Genomic DNA, 17,614 nt, shown 5'->3' with positions numbered 1-17,614 from the left:
TCTCGCCCGTCGAGTGAGCGCGTTCTCCGGTCCACTCAACCTCCGCAACCGGAGTTTGCGCTCAGTCGACGGTTCGCGACCGGAGTTTGCGCTCAGTCGATGGTTCGCGACCGGAGTTTGCGCTCAGTCGACGGTTCGCGACCGGAGTTTGCGCTCAGTCGACGGTTCGCAACCGGACTTTGCGCTCACTCGAAGATGAGGACGTGGAGGGTGCGCGGCCCGTGGACGCCCTCGACGCGTTCGAGCTCGATGTCGCTCGTCGCGCTGGGGCCGCTGATCCACGTCAGCGCCCGCCCCGCGTCGACGCTCCCACGCAGCCGGGCGACGCCCTCCGGCACGTCCGGCACGACCTGCTCCGCGTCGACGACGCACACATGGCAGTCCGGCACGAGCGTCAGTGCCCGGCGCCCCTGTCCCGGCCCGTGGTCGAGCACGATCGTGCCGGGCACGGCCATCCCGACGGCGGCCGTCGACACAACCGCGTCCACGCCGTCGAGCTGCGCGTTGCTCACGTCCCGCTCATGCACCACCCGGGTCGCCGCCCCGATCGCCGCGACCCAGCCGTCGTCGAGCCCCTCGGGGACGACCACCGACTCGGCGCTGTGCGCGGCGAGCGCGGCGACGACCGCCTGCGCCACGCCGGCCCGTCCCACCCGTTCGACGACGGCCCGGTAGTCGGCGACCCGCTCCGCAAAGAGGTCGACGACCTCCGTCCGCTCCGTGGGAGTCGGTATGCCGCTCACCGCAGTCGGCGGCGAGTCGGTCCTCGGGTGGTGGGTCCCGGGCGCGGCCAGGGCGCTGCGCACCCGAGCGAGGACCTCGTCCTTGGCGCTGGGCGTCATCGCTGCTCCCCATGCGTCTCGTCCCACCACTGACGGAAGGTCTGCTTCGGTGGAGCGGGCGCGTCCCGGGCCGTGCTCCAGGCGGAGGCGGGCCAGGGCAGCCGACCGAGCCGGTGCCGGTCGCCGAGCAGTCGGCCGACCCCCGTGGCGAGGTTCTGCGCCTTCTCCAGCCGTGGGGCGCGGTCGAACGTCCACGCCATGGTCCGCATGGCGAGCGCCTCGCCGGACGGCAGGCCGCCGCGGTGCTGGTCGACGACGGCGGCGCGCAGGTGCACGAGCAGCTCGGGAATCTCGATCCGGACGGGGCACACGTCGAAGCACGCGCCGCACAGCGACGACGCGTACGGCAGGGACTGCTCGAGGGGGCCCGTCAGGCCCTTGAGCTGCGGGACGAGCACCGCCCCGATCGGCCCGGGATAGACGGAGCCGTACGCGTGGCCCCCGACGCGCTCGTAGACCGGGCAGACGTTGAGGCACGCCGAGCAGCGGATGCAGCGCAGCGCCTGGCGGCCCACGACGTCGGCGAGGACGTTGGTGCGGCCGTTGTCGACGAGCACGACGTGGACGTCCTGTGGGCCGTCGCCCTCGGTGACGCCGGTCCACATCGACGTGTAGGGGTTCATCCGCTCCCCCGTCGACGACCGCGGCAGCAGCCGCATGAAGACGGACAGGTCGTCCCACGTCGGGACGAGCTTCTCGATCCCCACGACGCTGATGAGGGTCTCCGGCAAGGTGAGGCACATCCGGCCGTTGCCCTCCGACTCGACCACGACGAGGGTGCCGGTCTCCGCGACGGCGAAGTTCGCGCCGGACACAGCGACCTTGGCGCGGAGGAACTTCTCCCGCAGGTGCAGGCGCGCGGCCTCCGCGAGGCGGCTCGGCTCGTCGGTGAGGTCCTCCGGTGCGGCGCGGCCCACCCCGGCCATCTGCCGGAGGAAGATCTCGCGCACCTCCGACCGGTTCCGGTGGATCGCCGGCACGAGGATGTGGCTCGGCAGGTCGTCACCGAGCTGGACGATGAGCTCAGCGAGGTCGGTCTCCCAGGCGCGGATGCCGGCGGCCTCCAGGGCCCCGTTGAGGTCGATCTCCTGGGTCGCCATCGACTTGACCTTGACGACCTCCTCGCTGCCGGTCGCCTGCACGAGCGACACGACGATCCGGTTCGCCTCGGCCGCGTCGCGCGCCCAGTGCACCGTCGCGCCGGCGGCGGTCAGCTTCTCCTCGAGCTCGAGCAGGTAGGTGTCGAGGTGGGCCAGGACCCGGTCCTTGGCCTCGGCGCCCTGGTGGCGCAGCTCCTCCCAGTCGGCCACTTCCCCGACGACTCGGCCCCGCTTGGCCCGGATGGTGTGGGTCGCGTGGTTGAGGTTGCGTCGCAGCTGCGGGTTGGCCAAGGCCTGCTTGGCCGCGACGGGGAACTTCGGCATGCCGACGAAGGTCCGGCTCATGACAGCGCCTCCGCTCCCCCGGGCGCCGACACACTCTCCCCCGACCGCGGTGTTCGGGGTCGGACACGGCCGTGTACTGCCGCGTTCGACTCGGAACGCTGCGTTCGAGGAGAGTGCTCGGGCGTCCACGGGTGCTCCTCGGTCGAGGCGAGCACCTCGGCCAGGTGCAGGGTCTGCACCCCGGCCCGCTCCCGCGAGAGCAGGCCGCCGATGTGGGCCAGGCACGAGTTGTCACCGGCCACGACGACCTCGGCCCCCGTCTCCTTGACGTGGCGCGCCTTGTCGAAGCCCATCGCCACCGACACGTCCGCATTCTTCATGGCGAACGTGCCGCCGAAGCCGCAGCACTCCTCGGCGGCCGGCAGCTCCACGAGGTCGATCCCCCGCACGGCCCGGAGCAGCTGCAACGGGCGCTCGCCCACGCGGATCATCCGCAGCGAGTGGCACGTCGGGTGGTAGGTCACCCGGTGCGGGAAGTAGGCGCCGACGTCGGTCACGCCGAGCACGTCGACGAGGAACTCGGACAGCTCGTGGACCCGAGGCGTCACCTCCGTCACGGCCCGCTCGAGCCCCGGGTCCCCGGCCCGCTCGGCCAGCCCGCGGTGCTGCTGCCGGATCGAGCCGGTGCAGGACCCCGATGGCACGACGACATGGTCGTAGGAGCTGAACACGTCGACGAAGGACCGGACGAGCGGCACGGCCTCAGCGGCATACCCCGTGTTCGTGAAGACCTGACCGCAGCAGGTCTGGGCGGTCGGGAACTCCACCTCGCAGCCGAGGCGCTCGAGGAGCACCACGACCGCACGGGGCGTACCGGGCCACATCGTGTCGTTGAAGCAGGTCGCAAAGAGGGCCACCTTCATCTGACCGAGCGTAGCGGGGCGCGCACGAAACCGCTGTCGCATGATGGAGGGCATGAGCGAACGAGTGGAGACCAGGACCGAGCACGACTCGATGGGCGAGGTGGAGGTGCCGGCCTCCGCGCTGTGGGGCGCGCAGACCGCCCGGGCCGTCGAGAACTTCCCCATCAGCGGGCAGGGCGTCCCGCCGGAGGTCGTCCACGCCCTCGCGCGGCTCAAGTCGGCCGCGGCGCAGGTCAACGCGGAGCTCGGCGGCCTCGACCGCGACCGGGCCGACGCGATCAGCGCGGCCGCCGACGAGGTCGCCAAGGGTCTGCACGACCACCACTTCCCGATCGACGTCTTCCAGACCGGCTCGGGCACCTCGACGAACATGAACGTCAACGAGGTCGTCGCGCGGCTCGCCCACCTGCAGAGCGACCTCGAAGTCCACCCGAACGACCACGTCAACATGGGCCAGTCGAGCAACGACACCTTCCCGAGCGCGCTGCGGATCGCGGCGACCCAGGCGGCCCTCGAGGAGCTCGTGCCCGCGCTCGACCACCTCGCGATGTCCCTGTCCCGCAAGGAGGAGGAGTTCGCCGATGTCGTCAAGGCCGGGCGCACCCACCTCATGGACGCCGTCCCGGTGACGCTCGGGCAAGAGTTCGGCGGCTACCGCCGGCAGGTCAAGCTCGGCGCCAGCCGCGTCGCCCACGCCGCCACGGCCACGAGCGAGCTGCCCTTGGGCGGCACGGCCGCCGGCACCGGCCTCAACGCGGCACCGGGCTTCGCGGAGAAGGTGATCGAGAAGGTCTCCCAGTCGAGCGGCATCCGGTTCAGCGAGGCGCACAACCACTTCGAGGCCCAGTCGACCCAGGACGCGGTCGTCGAGCTGTCCGGCGCCCTCAAGGTCGTCGCGGTCAGCCTGACGAAGATCTGCAACGACCTCCGCTGGATGTCGTCCGGCCCGCGCACCGGTCTCGGCGAGATCCACCTGCCCGACCTGCAGCCCGGCTCGAGCATCATGCCGGGCAAGGTCAACCCGGTCATCTGCGAGGCGACCCTCATGGCCTGCGCCCAGGTCATCGGCAACGACGTGACGGTCACGACGGCGGGCGCGGCCGGCAACTTCGAGCTCAACGTCATGCTGCCCGTCCTCGCCAAGAACATCCTCGAGTCGATCCGCCTGCTCGCCGCGACGTCCCGGCTGCTCGCCGACCGGTGCGTCGACGGGATCACCGCCGAGGCCGAGCACGCGCGGGAGCTGGCGGAGAGCTCGCCGTCGATCGTCACCCCGCTCAACCGCTACATCGGCTACGAGGCCGCGGCCAAGGTCGTCAAGCAGGCGGTCAAGGAGCGCCGCACGATCCGCGACGTCGTCATCGAGCAGGGCTTCGTCGGGGACGGCAAGCTCACCGAGGCCCAGCTGGACGAGGCGCTCGACGTCCTCGCGATGACGCGCCCGCCCGAGTCGCACTGACCTTCCGCGCGCAGGCCCGCTGGGCGGCATACGACAGCAGGGGTATGCCGCTCAGCGCGCGTCCGCTCAAAGCGCCCTGCCGCTCACCCCACGCCGGCCAACTGCGGCAGGGCCGGTCCGGGTCAGCTCCCGAGGACCCGCTCCAGGTAGGGGTTGCCGAACCGGCGCTCGGGGTCGACCCGGTCGCGCACGTCGACGAAGTCGCCGAAGCGTGGGTAGACGTCGTGGAACCAGTGGGCCGCGCAGGTGTGCAGCTTGCCCCAGTGCGGTCGGCCACCATGGGCCACGGCGATCGACTCGAAGGCGGCGAAGTACATCCCCGGGTCCTGCCGGTGGTAGCGGTGCACCGCGACGTAGCACGACTCGCGCTCGTGAGCCGTCGAGAGCCACACGTCGTCGGCGGCGGCGAAGCGGCACTCGACGGGGAAGCTGATCTGCTCGTCGTGGCGGTCGAGCCAGCACCGCAGGTCCTGCAACACGTGCGGTAGCGCTTCCCTCGGGAAGGCCCACTCCGACTCGATGAACCGGACGTCCCGAGGGGTGACGAACACCGAGTGGGAGGTTTCGGTGTAGGCGCGCTCAGTGAGTGCCCGAGCGGCAATCGCGTTGACCTGCCTGGTCGTTCGCGGGAGCCGGTGCGTGAGGCGGTTCGTCCACTCGAACACCCGGTTGCTGAGCAGGTCGTCGTCGAGTCGGGCTCGCCACCGGGGCAGCGGCTGCCTCGCGGCGTCGGGGGCGACCCGGTTGTTGCGCTTGGTGAGGACCCGGTCGGTGTGCGGGAACCAGTAGAACTCGAAGTGGTCGTTGCCGGCCGCCTCCGCGTCGACCGTCTCGAGGATGGCGTCGAGCCGCTCCGGCCGCTCGACCGCATGGAGCAGGAAGGCCGGCACGACGGCGATGGTCAGCTCGGTGACGATCCCGAGCGCGCCGAGCCCGAGACGCGCAGCCTGGAAGAGCTCAGCATGGTGGGTCGGCGAGCAGCTGACCACCTGCCCGTCGGCGAGCACGATCCGCAGCGCCCGGAGGCCCGCCGACAGGCCCCGATGGTGCAGGCCGGTGCCGTGGGTGCCGGTGGCCGTCGCCCCGGCGATGGTCTGCCGGTCGATGTCGCCGAGGTTCGGCATCGCGAGGCCGAGCTGGGCCAGCTCCTGGTTCAGCTGCCACAGCGGGGTCCCGGCCCGGACGGTGGCCTCGCCCCGCGTGGAGTCGACGGAGGTGACTCCCGCGAGGTGGGTCAGGCGCAGCTGGACGCCGTCCGTGACGGCGGCACCGGTGAAGGAGTGCCCGGCACCGACGGCCTTGACGCGCAGACCCCGCTCGGCCGCCGCACGCACGACGTCCGCGACCTCGTCCTCGTCGCGCGGGCTGGCCACGCGGGCCAGCCGGCTCGTCTCGGTGCCGGCCCAGTTCGTCCAGGAGACCGCGCGGTCGCCTCCGTGCGCCCGGTCAGCCAAGGCACAGCCCCTCTCCTCGGTAGGTCGGCGCGCTGCCGACGATCCTGCCGCGCTCCATCAGGAGCACCTGCGTGAACCGCTCCGCGAGCTCCCCGGCCTTGGCGTGCCGGAACCAGACGGGGTCGCCGAGACGCAGCCGCCTGGCACCCGGTCCGCGCAGCGGTGTCTGGACCTCGCCGGCGCCCTCGGTGCGGAGCAGGCGCACCTCCTGCTCGGGCAGCGGCGCGGGGACGCGGTCCCAGCCCGGCGGTCCCGAGGCGATGTAGCCGCCGGAGAACACGGTGACGACGTCGGCGGCCGGGCGCCGGACCACGGGGAGCCCGAAGACGGCGGCCGGCTCGAGCGAGAGGCTGTCATAGCCGTCGAAGAGGGTCGGCGCGAAGAGCCCGGAGCCGGCCGCGAGCTCGGTCAGCGCGGCGTCCCCGCCGGTCCGCGCGAGGCTTCCCGTGCCTCCGCCGTTGACGAACTCGAGGTCAGCGAGCTGCCTTGCGGCAGCGACGATCTCGCGGCGACGACCGGTCAGCTCCCGATGCGAGCGCGCCTTGACCGGCCGGGTCAGTGCCGAGTCGGGCAGGCCTGCGATCTGCGCGTCGTAGACCATGAGGCCGACGACGTCGAGGTGGTGCGCCTGCGCCCGGCGGATCACCTGTTGGACGTCCGCGGCAGTACGCGTCGGCGAGCGGCGGACACCCAGGTGCGCCGGGCCGATCCGCAGCGAGGCGTCGACATCGACGGCGACCCGGAGCCGGCGGGTGCCGGCCGCGTGCCGGGCGAGGAAGTCGACGTGCTCGACGCTGTCCACCATGAGGGTCACGGCTGCGGTGAGGGCCGGGTCCGCGCTGAGGCGCTCCAGGGACGGCACGTCGACGCTCGGGTAGGCGACGAGCACGTCACGGTGCCCGGCGCGGGCCCAGGTCAGCGCCTCCTCCAGCGAGTAGCACATCAGGCCCGCGAAGCCCGGCCGCTCGAGGACCCGCTCGATGAGCGACCGCACCCGCAGCGACTTCGTGGCGACCCGAATCGGTTTGCCGTGCGCCAGGCCGACGAGGGTGGTCGCGTTGCGGTCGAACGTGTCGACGTCCACGACGGCGGCCGGCAACCGGTGCCCGCGGACAGCCGCGCTGAGGCGCGGGGCGATCGCGGGGTGGGCCATGCAGCAGACCCTACCGACGCCCGGCTTGTCCCCCAGCGGACCGGTCTGGGAGGCAGGACCTCCGGACGGGGCCCGAACTGGTCGTTCGGGGGCGAGCTGGGCGGTCTACCGGGCCAGTTCGCCCGCGAACGGTCCGTTCGGGGAAAGAGGTGGATGGAGTCAGCCGACGCGGTCGACGACCCCCATGGCGAGCGCCTGCAGGGCCGCCTTGGCGGGGCTGTCCGGCAGCGGGTCGAGGAGTCGCTGGGCGTCCCGGGCGACCGCATAGGTCTCCTCGCGCGCCTGCTTCAGCCCGGCATGCGTGCGGAGCAGGGCGAGGGCCTCCTCGACGCCGGCGTCGTCGTGCGACAGGTCGCGGTCGAGCAGCTCGTGCAGGCGGGCGTCCGCGGGGTCCTGCGACGCACGGGCGCGGATCACGGCGAGGGTGTCGACACCCTCGCGCAGGTCCGTGCCGGGCGTCTTGCCCGACTCCCCCGTCTCGGACGCGATGTCGATGACGTCGTCGGCGAGCTGAAAGGCGACGCCGATCTTCTCGCCGTACTGGCGCATGATGTCGACGAGCGCGGGCGAGCCGCCGCTGAACATCGCCCCGTAACGGCCCGCGGTCGCAATGAGGGCGCCCGTCTTGTCGGCGAGGACACCGAGGTAGTAGTCGACCGGGTCGGTGCCCGGGGGGCACGGCCGGTCGTCGCGGATCTGGCCGGTGCACAGGCGCACGAAGGTCTGCGCCTGAATGAGCACGGCGTCGGCGCCGAGCTGCGCGACGATCTCGGACGCCTTCCCGAAGAGCAGGTCGCCGACGAGGATCGCGGTCGAGTTGTCGAAGGCCGCGTTGGCCGACGCGACTCCCCGGCGCACCTCGGCCTGGTCCATGACGTCGTCGTGGTAGAGCGAGGCGAGGTGGGTCAGCTCCACCCCGGCCGCGGCGCGGATGACGTCGTCGTTGACGCCACCACCGAGCTCGGCCGCGAGGAGGGTCAGCAGCGGACGGAACCGCTTGCCCCCGGCCGCGGCGAGGTGACCGGACGCCTGGGCGATGAAGGGGTCGTCGTGGTCGACGACTTCCTCGAGGAAGGCGTCGACCCGCGCGAGCCCGTCCCCGAGGCGCGCCATCAGCTCGGGCGTCGCCCCGGGAATCGTCAGGACCGGGGGTGTGGCGTGCATCGTCATGGAGACCCTTGGAACACTCAGCGCACGAACTGCGACGCGCGGTCGGCGAGATCGAGCAGCGACGACGGGACGACGCCGAGGGCGAACGTGATGAGCGTGCCGATCGCGATCGCGAACGTCGTGCCGACGGAGGGCACCAGGACCTCCACCGTGTCGTCGGCCGGCTCGCTGAAGAACATCAGGACGATGACGCGGGCGTAGACGAAGACCGTGATCGCGCTGCACACGGCACCGATGACGACCAGCACGGTGCCGGTCGCGCCGCCAGTGCCGATCGCGGCAGCGAACACCGCGAACTTCGCGACGAAGCCGGACGTCAAGGGGATGCCGGCGAAGGCGAGCATCAGGAAGGCCATCGTGCCGGCAATGACCGGGTGCGACTTGCCGAGACCGGCCCACTGGGACAGGTGCGTCGCCTCGCCGCCGTCCTGGCGGACCAGGGTGACGAGCCCGAACGCCGCGATGATGGAGAAGCCGTAGGCCACGACGTAGAAGAGCACCGAGCTGACGCCGCGCTGGTCGAAGGCGAGGACGCCGACGAGGACGAAGCCGGCGTGGGCGATCGAGGAGTAGGCAAGCAGCCGCTTCATGTCGGTCTGCGTCACCGACAGGACCGCACCGACGATCATCGTCAGCACCGCCACGATGATGACGGCGTTCTGCCACTGCCAGCTCGCCGTGTCGAGGCCGACGTAGGCGAGCCGGAGGATCGCCCCGAAGGCGGCCGCCTTGGTGCAGGCAGCCATGAACCCGGTGACGGGGGTCGGCGCGCCCTGGTAGACGTCCGGGGTCCACGCGTGGAACGGCACCGCACCAACCTTGAAGAGCAGCCCGACGAAGACGAGGAACGCGCCCGCGACGAGCAGCCCGTTGAGGCCGAGGGAGGTGTCGCTGACCGCCTTGCTGAGGTCACCGAAGTAGACCGAGCCGGCGTAGCCGTAGAGCAGGGCCGTGCCGAAGAGGAAGAAGGCCGAGCTGAACGCGCCGAGCAGGAAGTACTTCAGCGACGCCTCCTGGGACAGCAGCCGCCGGCGACGGGCGAGCCCGGAGAGGATGTAGAGCGGCAGCGAGAGCACCTCGAGGGCGATGAACATGCCGATGAGGTCGTTGACCGTCGGGAAGAGCATCATCCCGCCGATCGCGAAGAGGGTGAGCGGGAAGACCTCGGAGGTGATCAGGCCGGCCCGCGCCGAGGCCGCCTCGATCGGCGAGCCCGGCGTCGAGGCACCACTGGCGGTGAAGGCGTCGGAGCCGACCCCGCCGAAGCGCTCCGCCATGATGAGGATGCCGAGGACGCCCATCAGGACGAGCGCCCCCTGCATGAACAGGGCCGGCCCGTCGATGGCGAGGGCAAACAGCCGTCGGCTCGTCGCACCGTCGGTGTAGCCGAAGGTCAGGCCCTGGTGCTTCGTCGCGAAGAGGATGGCGACGAAGGCCAGCACGAGGCTCGCGACCGAGATGGTGAGCTGGATGGTGTGCCTGCGCTCGCGCGGCACGAACGCCTCGACGAGGACGCCGACGAGGGCCGCACCGAACACGATGAGCAGCGGCAGGACCGCCAGGTAGTCGATGTTTGCCTGCTGGAAAGCGGCCGGAGCGACGGCGGTCACTTCGTGCTCCCTTCAGCCACGGTGGCGGCGTTGGTGTGGACGTACGACAGTGTCTTGTCGACAGCCGGGTTGATCACGTCGAGCGCCGGCTTCGGGTAGAGGCCGATGACGATGAAGAACGCGATGAGCGGGGCCGCGACCCACTTCTCCCGCAGCGACCAGTCACGCACGCCGGTGAGGCCCTCTGGCTTCGGCCCGGTCATGACGCGCTTGTACCAGAGCAGGATGTAGAGCGCGGCGAGGATGATCGCCGTGCACGACAGGACGGCGGCCACCGGGTGCGCACCGAAGGTGCCGACGAGCACGAGGAACTCGGACACGAAGCTCGACAGGCCCGGCAGGGCGAGGGTGGACAGGCCGGCGATGAGGAACGCCCCGGCGATGCCCGGCGTGACCCGCTGCCAGCCGCCGAAGTCGGGGATGCGTTTGCTCCCCCGCCGCCGGATGAACATCGCGGCGATGAGGAACAGCGCCGCGGTCGAGAACCCGTGGTTGAGCATGTAGAGCGAGGCACCCGCGCCGGCCACGTTCGTCACGGCGAAGATGCCGAGGACGATGAAGCCGAAGTGGCTGATCGACGTGTAGGCGATCAGGCGCATCATGTCGGTCTGCCCGATGGCGAGCAGCGCGCCGTAGAGGACCGAGATGACGGCGAGGACGACGACGAGGGGGGTGGCCCACTCGCTGGCGTTGGGGAACAGCTGCAGGCAGAAGCGGATCATCCCGAAGGTGCCGACCTTGTCGAGGACACCGACGAGCAGGGTCGCGGTGGCCGGGGTCGACTCGGTCGCCGCGTCGGGCAGCCAGGTGTGGACCGGCACCATTGGCGCCTTGATCGCGAAGGCGATGAAGAAGCCGACCCAGAGCAGCCGCTCGGTCGTCGGGTCGAGGGACAGGCCGGTCAGCTTCGCGATGAGGAAGCCGTCGGCGCCACCCGGGCCCTGCAGGTAGAGCGCGATGACCGCGACGAGCATGATGAGCCCGCCCGCGAGCGAGAAGAGCAGGAACTTCATCGCGGCGTACTGCCGGCGTGCTCCACCGAAGCGCCCGATGAGGAAGTACACCGGGATGAGCATCGCCTCGAAGAAGACGTAGAAGAGGAACACGTCGGTCGCGGCGAAGACACCGACCATGAACGTCTCGAGGACGAGCAGGAGCGCGAAGTAGGCCTTCGTGCGGCGGGCCCCGTCGATGTCCTCGGGCACGTCGTGCCAGGCGGCCAGCAGGCAGACCGGCGTCAGGACGAGCGACATGAGGATCAGCACGAGGGCGATGCCGTCGACCCCGAGCGCATAGCTGACGCCGAACTGCGGGATCCACGCGTGCTGCTCGGCGAGCTGGAACTGCGCCGTGCCGCCGGACTTGTACTGCGTCGCGGCGACGACACCGAGCACCAGGGTCACGAGCGAGAAGCCGAGCGCGATGCGCTTGGCCTGCTCGGCCGAGCCGGGCAGGAAGGCGACGACTGCCGATCCCACGAGGGGGATCACCATGAGCAGCGTCAGCCACGGAACACTGGACATCTCTGACATCACTGAATCACCCACAGTGCTCCGAGGATCGCGACGATGCCCGCGAGCATCGTCAGTGCGTAGGACCGGGCGAACCCGTTCTGGATCTTGCGCATCCGGGCGGACCAGCCACCGACGAGGGCCGCCAGGCCACCGGCGGCACCGTCGACGCCCTCGCCGTCGGCGAAGACGAGCGAGCGGGTCAGGTGGATGCCGGGCCGCATCAGGAGGGCCTCGTTGACCTGGTCCTGGTAGAGGTCCTTGCGCGCGGCCTGGGTCAGCAGGTTGCCGGCCGGGGCCGTGAGCGGGACCTCGTCACGCCAGTAGCGCAGCCACGCGAAGGCGGCGCCGGCGAGGACGACCAGGAGGGTCAGGGCCATCAGCACCGGCACGGCGAGCACCGGCTCGTGCTCCGCCGCGGCGCCGCTGACCGGCTCGAGCCAGGACGTGATGGCGCCCGTCGGGCCGAGGACGAGGCCGAGCAGGGCCGAGCCGACGGCGAGGACCATCATCGGCACCGTCATCGTGCTCGGCGACTCGTGCGGGTGCACGTCGTCGGTCCAGCGCCGCTTGCCGTGGAAGGTCATGAAGAACAGGCGCGACATGTAGAAGGCGGTGATGCCGGCGCCGATGAGCGCGGCCAGTCCGAAGACCCAGGGCCGCCACCCCTCGCCGACGAACGCGGCCTCGATGATCTTGTCCTTGCTCCAGAAGCCGGCGAACGGCGGGACACCGAGGATCGCGAGCCAGCCGATGCCGAAGGTGATCCAGGTGATCTTCATGACGCCGGACAGCCCACCGAAGCGGCGCATGTCGACCTGGTCGTTCATGCCGTGCATGACCGAGCCGGCCCCGAGAAACATGCCGGCCTTGAAGAAGCCGTGCGTGAGCAGGTGGAAGATCGCGAAGGCGTAGCCGATCGGGCCGAGCCCCGCGGCCAGCATCATGTAGCCGATCTGCGACATCGTCGAGGCGGCCAGCGCCTTCTTGATGTCGTCCTTGGCGCAGCCGACGATCGCCCCGAACAGGAGCGTGATGGCGCCGACGATGACGACGACGAGCTGGGCGGTCGGCGAGGCCTCGAAGATGACGTGGGAGCGCACGACGAGGTAGACGCCGGCGGTGACCATCGTCGCCGCGTGGATCAGCGCCGAGACCGGTGTCGGGCCGGCCATCGCGTCGCCGAGCCAGCTCTGCAGCGGGAACTGCGCCGACTTGCCGCAGGCGGCGAGCAGGAGCATCAGGCCGATCGCCGTCATGAAGCCCTGGTGGGCGCCCTGCAGCCCCGCGACCCCGGCGTTGACCGTGGTGAAGTCCACGGAGCCGAAGTGGAAGAACATGATGAACATCGCGACGGACAGGCCGAAGTCACCGACCCGGTTGGCGAAGAACGCCTTGTTCGCGGCGGTGGCGTAGGCCGGGTTCCAGTTCCAGAAGCCGATGAGCAGCCACGACGCGAGACCGACGCCCTCCCAGCCGACGTAGAGCAGCAGGTAAGAGTTGGCCAGCACGAGCAGCAGCATCGACGCGACGAAGAAGTTGAGATAGGCGAAGAACCGCCGCTTGTCGGGGTCGTGCTCCATGTAGCCGAGCGAGTAGACGTGGATGAGCGAGCCGACGAAGGTGATGAGCAGGACGAAGGCCATCGACAGCTGGTCGACGAGCAGCCCGGCCTGGACCTGGAACGACCCGCCGGTCACCCACTCGTACAGCTGCACGGTCTGGGCACGGTTGCCGGCGTCGCGCCCGAGCATCTGGAAGAAGATGACGAGCCCGACGAGGAACGCCGCCCACGACAGCGCGGTGGCGAGCAGCGCGCCCCACTTGTCGGTGCGTCGCCCGCCGATGAGCAGGATCGCCGTGCCGACGAGCGGGAGCGCGACGAGCAGCCACGCGTATGACGTGAAGCCCGTCGCCGCGTGCGCCTCGCCGTCGTGCGTGGCGAGCCCAGCGGCATACGTCCCCGCGGAACTGAGCAGGCTCGGAAGAGCAGTTGGCATGCCTGGGAGCTCCTTACAGCTTCAGCAGGTTGGCGTCGTCGACCGAGGCCGAGCGGCGGGCACGGAAGATCGCCATGATGATGGCGAGCCCGACGACGACCTCCGCGGCGGCGACGACCATGACGAACAGGGCCATCACCTGTCCGTCGAGGTCACCGTGCATCCGCGAGAAGGTGACGAGGGCGAGGTTCGTCGCGTTGAGCATCAGCTCGACGCCCATGAAGACGATGATCGCGTTGCGTCGCACGAGCACGGTGGCACCGCCGATGGCGAAGAGCAGCACCGACAGGTAGATGTAGTGCATGGGGCTCACTTCTGGCGTCCCTCCTCGATCTCGCGCTCGATGTAGCGCTCGACGTCGCGGTAGCCGTCCGTCCGGGCGACCTGGTCACGGGCGACGAGGACGCGGGAGACCGACTTGGCCGCGGGGCGCCCGTCGGGCAGCAGTGCCGGGGTGTCGACGGCGTTGTGCCGCGCGTAGACACCCGGGGCGGGCAGACCGGCGACGTCCTGGTTCTCCTTGACGCGCCGGGCGGCCCACTCGGCCTGGGTGCGCTTCGGGACGATCCGCTCGCGGTGGGCGAGCACCATCGCGCCGAGCGCCGCGGTGATGAGCAGCGCCGAGGTGACCTCGAAGGCCCAGACGTACTGGCCGAAGATCTTCTCGGCGATGCCCGTCACGTTGCCGGTGGCGTTGTTGTTGGCGACGAGCCGGTCCATGCCGGCCTGCACCGTCTTGGCGTCGAAGGTGACCTGGCCCAGCGTGAAGATGAGCAGCCCGGCCAGCCCGATGACGAAGATGAACGACCACCAGCGCTGGCCCTTGATCGTCTCGAGCAGCGAGTCGGACGAGTCGACACCGACGAGCATGATGACGAACAGGAAGATCATCATGACCGCGCCGGTGTAGACGAAGATCTGGATGACGCCGAGGAAGTCGGCCTTCTCGATCAGGTAGAACACGCCGAGGGTGACCATGGTCAGAGCCATCCCGAGGGCGGCGTGGACCGCCTTGCGGGCGAAGATCAGGCCGAGCGCGCCGAGGACCGCGAGCGGCCCGAGGATCCAGAAGGCGACGGCTTCAGCGGTGCTGGTCACTGGCTCATCTCCTCGTCGATGCGCGCGTCACGGGCGTCGACGTACTCGCGCTGCCCGTCCGTCGGCCCGGAGACCTTACCGCGGTAGTAGTCCTTCTCGTTCATGCCCTCGGCCATCGGGAACGGCGGCTGGAGCATGCCCTCCTGGAGCGGCGCGAGCAGCTGGTCCTTGGTGAAGATCAGCTTGCCGCGGTCGTTGTCGGCGAGCTCGTAGAAGTTCGTCATCGTCAGGGCGCGGGTCGGGCAGGCCTCGATGCAGTACCCGCAGAAGATGCACCGCAGGTAGTTGATCTGGTAGACGCGGCCGTAGCGCTCCCCCGGTGAGAACCGACCGGCACCATCCGGACTGTCGTCGTTGTCCGCACCCTCGACGAGGATCGCGTCGGCCGGGCAGGCCCACGCGCACAGCTCGCAGCCGACGCACTTCTCGAGCCCGTCGGGGTGCCGGTTGAGCTGGTGGCGCCCGTGGTAGCGCGGCGCGGTCGGGCGTGGCTTCTCCGGGTACTCCTCGGTCGCGACCTTGCGGAACATCGTCGAGAACGAGACGCCGAACCCGGCGACGGGCGCGAACAGGTCGGACCAGAAGCCCGACGACTTCTCGTCTCCACGGTCGGAGCCGCTCGGCAGCTGCCTGGCGCTGCCGTCCTGCGGCAGCGGTGCGCCGACGCTGTTGTCGTCAGCCATGGTCCTCCTCCTTGACGGCGGTGACGGTGCCGCCGCTCACGACGGACTCCCCACTCGAGCCGCCCGCGGTGAGCGCGACACTCGGCTCACGCAGGCGCTGCCCGGGCAGGGGCGGGACGGGGTGGCCCCCGGCGAACGGGTCGATCTCCTCGGGCGGGGACACCTGCTCGGCGGCGAGCCGCGCCTCCCGGCGGCCGTCCCACACCCAGGCGACGGCGAGGGCGATGACGGCGACGACCGCGACGATGACGAGCGTCGAGGTGTTGAAGCCGAGCGGGCCGACGGTGACGGTCCCCTCACCGAGGAAGCCGAGCTGGGCACCCCGGATGAAGGCGACGGCGACGACCCACGCGAGCGTGATCGGGATGAGGAACTTCCAGCCGAACCGCATGAACTGGTCGTAGCGGGTGCGGGGCAGCGAGCCGCGCAGCCAGACGAAGCCGAAGATGAAGATCCACATCTTGATGGTGAACCAGAGGATTCCCCACCAACCGTGGTTGAACATCCCGTTGTTGATCGCCGCGATGAACGGCGGGGCCTGCCAGCCGCCGAGGAACATCGTCGTGGCGAGCGCCGCGACGGTGAACATGTTGATGTACTCGCCGAGGAAGAACATCGCGAACCGCATCGAGGAGTACTCGGTGTGGAAGCCACCGGTCAGCTCGCCCTCGCCCTCGGCGAGGTCGAACGGCAGCCGGTTGGTCTCGCCGACCATCGTGATGACGTAGACGGCGAAGCTGAAGAACGCCGGCAGGATGTACCACAGCGAGCTCTGCGCCGCGACGATCTGCGAGGTCGACATCGAGCCGCTGAACAGGAAGATCGCGACGAGCGAGAGGCCCATGGCGATCTCGTAGGAGATGACCTGCGCGGTGGAGCGCAGCCCACCGAGGAGCGGGTAGGTCGAGCCGGAGGACCAGCCGGCCAGGATGATGCCGTAGACACCGACCGAGGCGACGGCCAGCACGAGCAGCACCGCGACGGGCACGTCGGTCAGCTGCAGCGGCGTCCGGTGCCCGAACATCCACACCTCGCCGCCGAACGGGATGATCGCGAAGGAGACGAAGGCCATCGTGCCGGCGATGAGCGGGGCGAGCAGGTAGATGATCTTGTCGGCCTTGGCCGGCGTGATGTCTTCCTTGAGCATCAGCTTGGCGCCGTCGGCGAGCGTCTGCAGCAGGCCGAAGGGGCCGTTGCGGTTCGGGCCCGGCCGCTGCTGCATGCGCCCGATGATGCGTCGCTCGAACCAGATGACGAGCAGCGTCGAGATGAGCAGGTAGACGAAGATGACGAGCGCCTTGATGAGCGCCACCCACCACGGCGTGTCGCTGAAGTCGGCGGACGGGTTGTCGGTCGCCGGGAGGGCACCGAGCAGTCCGTATGCCGCTGAGCTGAGTGTCATGCGACACCACCCTTCGTGACGGTGACGTGGTCGCCCGCCCGAGCGCCGAGGTCGGCGTGGACGGAGCAGCCCCGGGAGTTGGTCGGCAGCCACACGACGCCGTCGACCATGTCGGCGACGACGAGGAGCGGCACGGTGACCGCACCGGCCGGACCGGTCACGGTGACAGTGTCGCCGTCACCGAGGCCCAGCCAGGTCGCCGAGCCGGGCGAGACGCGGGCGACGGTGCGCGCCGCGGTGCCGGCCAGGAACGGCTCGCCGTCCTGCATGCGGCCGGCGTCGAGGAGCGTGGCCCACGTGGCGAGGACGAACTCCCCCGTGCCCGGCGTGACGGCCGGTGCCGGCGGCGTCGCCGCGGCGGTCGGCCGAGCCCCGGTCCACGGACCGAGCGCCTCGAACTGGGCCTGGATCTCGGTGTGGGTGCGCGTCTCGAGGAAGTGGCCCATCTCGCTCGCGAGCATGTCGATGGCGCGGTAGTCACTCACGGCGTTCGTCGTCAGGGCGATGTCGAACGGGCGGACCCGGCCCTCCCAGTCGACGAAGCTGCCCGTCTTCTGGGCGTGCGGGGCGACCGGCAGGACGACGTCCGCGACGGCGGTGACGGTCGACTCGCGCAGCTCGAGCGAGACGACGAAGGCGCGCTCGAGTGCGACGGCGGCGTCGGCGAGCCCCAGGTCGACCGGGTCGACGCCGCCGACGACGAGCGCGTCGAGGGTGCCGTCCGCTGCCGCGGCGATGATGCCCGCAGTGTCGCGACCGGGGGTCTCAGGCAGCGAGCCGCTCTCCCAGACGGCGGCGACCTCGGCCCGTGCGGCCGGGTCGGTGACCGGGCGGCCACCGGGCAGCAGGTTGCCGATGGCGCCGGCCTCGAGCGCACCGCGCTCACCGGCGCGCCGGGGCACCCACGCGAGGCGCGCGCCCTTG

Annotated in this window: 15 protein-coding genes; 1 reads left to right on the top strand and 14 read right to left on the bottom strand. The window is 70.6% G+C overall.

Annotated features, from left to right (window positions below; translation table 11 throughout):
* Nucleotides 1-185 precede the first annotated feature (185 nt).
* Genes N864_RS10720 through N864_RS10710 form a run of 3 tightly spaced genes read right to left on the bottom strand, consistent with a single transcriptional unit; the run spans nt 186 to nt 3,150 of the window.
* On the bottom strand, nt 186-842 hold the full coding sequence (locus N864_RS10720; RefSeq protein WP_034716373.1) for a LutC/YkgG family protein: 657 nt from the start codon (nt 840-842) through the stop codon (nt 186-188).
* Nucleotides 839-2,287: a LutB/LldF family L-lactate oxidation iron-sulfur protein gene (locus tag N864_RS10715; RefSeq protein ID WP_034716370.1), complete on the bottom strand. Its 1,449-nt coding sequence runs from the start codon at nt 2,285-2,287 to the stop codon at nt 839-841. Before N864_RS10715 ends, N864_RS10720 begins: the two co-directional genes overlap by 4 nt.
* Nucleotides 2,284-3,150 carry a (Fe-S)-binding protein gene (locus N864_RS10710; RefSeq protein WP_081793696.1) on the bottom strand — a complete coding sequence of 289 codons (867 nt, stop codon included), beginning with the start codon at nt 3,148-3,150 and terminating at the stop codon, nt 2,284-2,286. Before N864_RS10710 ends, N864_RS10715 begins: the two co-directional genes overlap by 4 nt.
* A gap of 52 nt (nt 3,151-3,202) precedes the next feature.
* Here N864_RS10710 and N864_RS10705 point away from each other — a divergent pair, with 52 nt between their 5' ends.
* Nucleotides 3,203-4,609 (top strand): class II fumarate hydratase, encoded by a 1,407-nt coding sequence (locus N864_RS10705; protein ID WP_155892900.1) that lies wholly within the window; start codon nt 3,203-3,205, stop codon nt 4,607-4,609.
* 122 nt (nt 4,610-4,731) lie between these two features.
* Here the strand turns inward: N864_RS10705 and N864_RS10700 are convergent, their stop codons facing one another.
* The 11 genes from N864_RS10700 to N864_RS10650 form a co-directional block, all read right to left on the bottom strand.
* The gene (locus tag N864_RS10700; protein ID WP_034716367.1) at nt 4,732-6,063 is read right to left on the bottom strand and encodes a D-arabinono-1,4-lactone oxidase; all 1,332 of its coding nucleotides are present in this window, start codon (nt 6,061-6,063) and stop codon (nt 4,732-4,734) included.
* On the bottom strand, nt 6,056-7,216 hold the full coding sequence (locus N864_RS10695) for an alanine racemase (RefSeq protein WP_034716365.1): 1,161 nt from the start codon (nt 7,214-7,216) through the stop codon (nt 6,056-6,058). Before N864_RS10695 ends, N864_RS10700 begins: the two co-directional genes overlap by 8 nt.
* 159 nt (nt 7,217-7,375) lie before the next feature.
* Nucleotides 7,376-8,386, bottom strand: coding sequence for a polyprenyl synthetase family protein (locus N864_RS10690; RefSeq protein ID WP_034716362.1), 1,011 nt, complete (start codon nt 8,384-8,386; stop codon nt 7,376-7,378).
* 17 nt (nt 8,387-8,403) lie between these two features.
* Nucleotides 8,404-9,996 carry an NADH-quinone oxidoreductase subunit NuoN gene (gene nuoN / locus N864_RS10685; RefSeq protein WP_034716359.1) on the bottom strand — a complete coding sequence of 531 codons (1,593 nt, stop codon included), beginning with the start codon at nt 9,994-9,996 and terminating at the stop codon, nt 8,404-8,406.
* Entirely contained in the window at nt 9,993-11,519 is a 1,527-nt protein-coding gene (locus N864_RS10680; RefSeq protein WP_034716356.1) for an NADH-quinone oxidoreductase subunit M, read from the bottom strand. Before N864_RS10680 ends, nuoN begins: the two co-directional genes overlap by 4 nt.
* Before the next feature lie 8 nt (nt 11,520-11,527).
* Nucleotides 11,528-13,507: an NADH-quinone oxidoreductase subunit L gene (gene nuoL, locus N864_RS10675; RefSeq protein ID WP_034716353.1), complete on the bottom strand. Its 1,980-nt coding sequence runs from the start codon at nt 13,505-13,507 to the stop codon at nt 11,528-11,530.
* 13 nt (nt 13,508-13,520) lie between these two features.
* Nucleotides 13,521-13,820: an NADH-quinone oxidoreductase subunit NuoK gene (nuoK, locus tag N864_RS10670; protein WP_034716351.1), complete on the bottom strand. Its 300-nt coding sequence runs from the start codon at nt 13,818-13,820 to the stop codon at nt 13,521-13,523.
* Complete coding sequence (locus N864_RS10665; protein ID WP_034716348.1) at nt 13,817-14,605, bottom strand: NADH-quinone oxidoreductase subunit J; 789 nt, start codon at nt 14,603-14,605, stop codon at nt 13,817-13,819. Before N864_RS10665 ends, nuoK begins: the two co-directional genes overlap by 4 nt.
* Complete coding sequence (nuoI, locus tag N864_RS10660; RefSeq protein WP_081793694.1) at nt 14,602-15,288, bottom strand: NADH-quinone oxidoreductase subunit NuoI; 687 nt, start codon at nt 15,286-15,288, stop codon at nt 14,602-14,604. The genes N864_RS10665 and nuoI overlap by 4 nt, the downstream gene beginning before the upstream one ends.
* The gene (gene nuoH, locus N864_RS10655; protein ID WP_034716346.1) at nt 15,281-16,690 is read right to left on the bottom strand and encodes an NADH-quinone oxidoreductase subunit NuoH; all 1,410 of its coding nucleotides are present in this window, start codon (nt 16,688-16,690) and stop codon (nt 15,281-15,283) included. Before nuoH ends, nuoI begins: the two co-directional genes overlap by 8 nt.
* Nucleotides 16,687-17,614 (bottom strand): molybdopterin dinucleotide binding domain-containing protein (locus N864_RS10650; protein ID WP_034716342.1); only part of this gene is annotated, 928 nt, incomplete at its 5' end. The genes N864_RS10650 and nuoH, both read right to left, overlap by 4 nt.

The sequence above is a fragment of the Intrasporangium chromatireducens Q5-1 genome (genome assembly GCF_000576575.1).
In the GTDB taxonomy this organism is placed as follows: domain Bacteria; phylum Actinomycetota; class Actinomycetes; order Actinomycetales; family Dermatophilaceae; genus Intrasporangium_A; species Intrasporangium_A chromatireducens.
The sequence above is the reverse complement of the archived record's forward strand: the minus strand, read 5'-3'. Positions and strand labels throughout refer to the sequence as shown.

Bases quoted from the DNA above. Each gene is read 5' to 3' on its own strand.
- N864_RS10720 (WP_034716373.1), bottom strand. From the start codon at position 842: ATGACGCCCAGCGCCAAGGACGAGGTCCTCGCTCGGGTGCGCAGCGCC.
- N864_RS10715 (WP_034716370.1), bottom strand. From the start codon at position 2,287: ATGAGCCGGACCTTCGTCGGCATGCCGAAGTTCCCCGTCGCGGCCAAG.
- N864_RS10710 (WP_081793696.1), bottom strand. From the start codon at position 3,150: ATGAAGGTGGCCCTCTTTGCGACCTGCTTCAACGACACGATGTGGCCC.
- N864_RS10705 (WP_155892900.1), top strand. From the start codon at position 3,203: ATGAGCGAACGAGTGGAGACCAGGACCGAGCACGACTCGATGGGCGAG.
- N864_RS10695 (WP_034716365.1), bottom strand. From the start codon at position 7,216: ATGGCCCACCCCGCGATCGCCCCGCGCCTCAGCGCGGCTGTCCGCGGG.
- N864_RS10690 (WP_034716362.1), bottom strand. From the start codon at position 8,386: ATGACGATGCACGCCACACCCCCGGTCCTGACGATTCCCGGGGCGACG.
- N864_RS10680 (WP_034716356.1), bottom strand. From the start codon at position 11,519: ATGTCCAGTGTTCCGTGGCTGACGCTGCTCATGGTGATCCCCCTCGTG.
- nuoL (WP_034716353.1), bottom strand. From the start codon at position 13,507: ATGCCAACTGCTCTTCCGAGCCTGCTCAGTTCCGCGGGGACGTATGCC.
- nuoI (WP_081793694.1), bottom strand. From the start codon at position 15,288: ATGGCTGACGACAACAGCGTCGGCGCACCGCTGCCGCAGGACGGCAGC.
- nuoH (WP_034716346.1), bottom strand. From the start codon at position 16,690: ATGACACTCAGCTCAGCGGCATACGGACTGCTCGGTGCCCTCCCGGCG.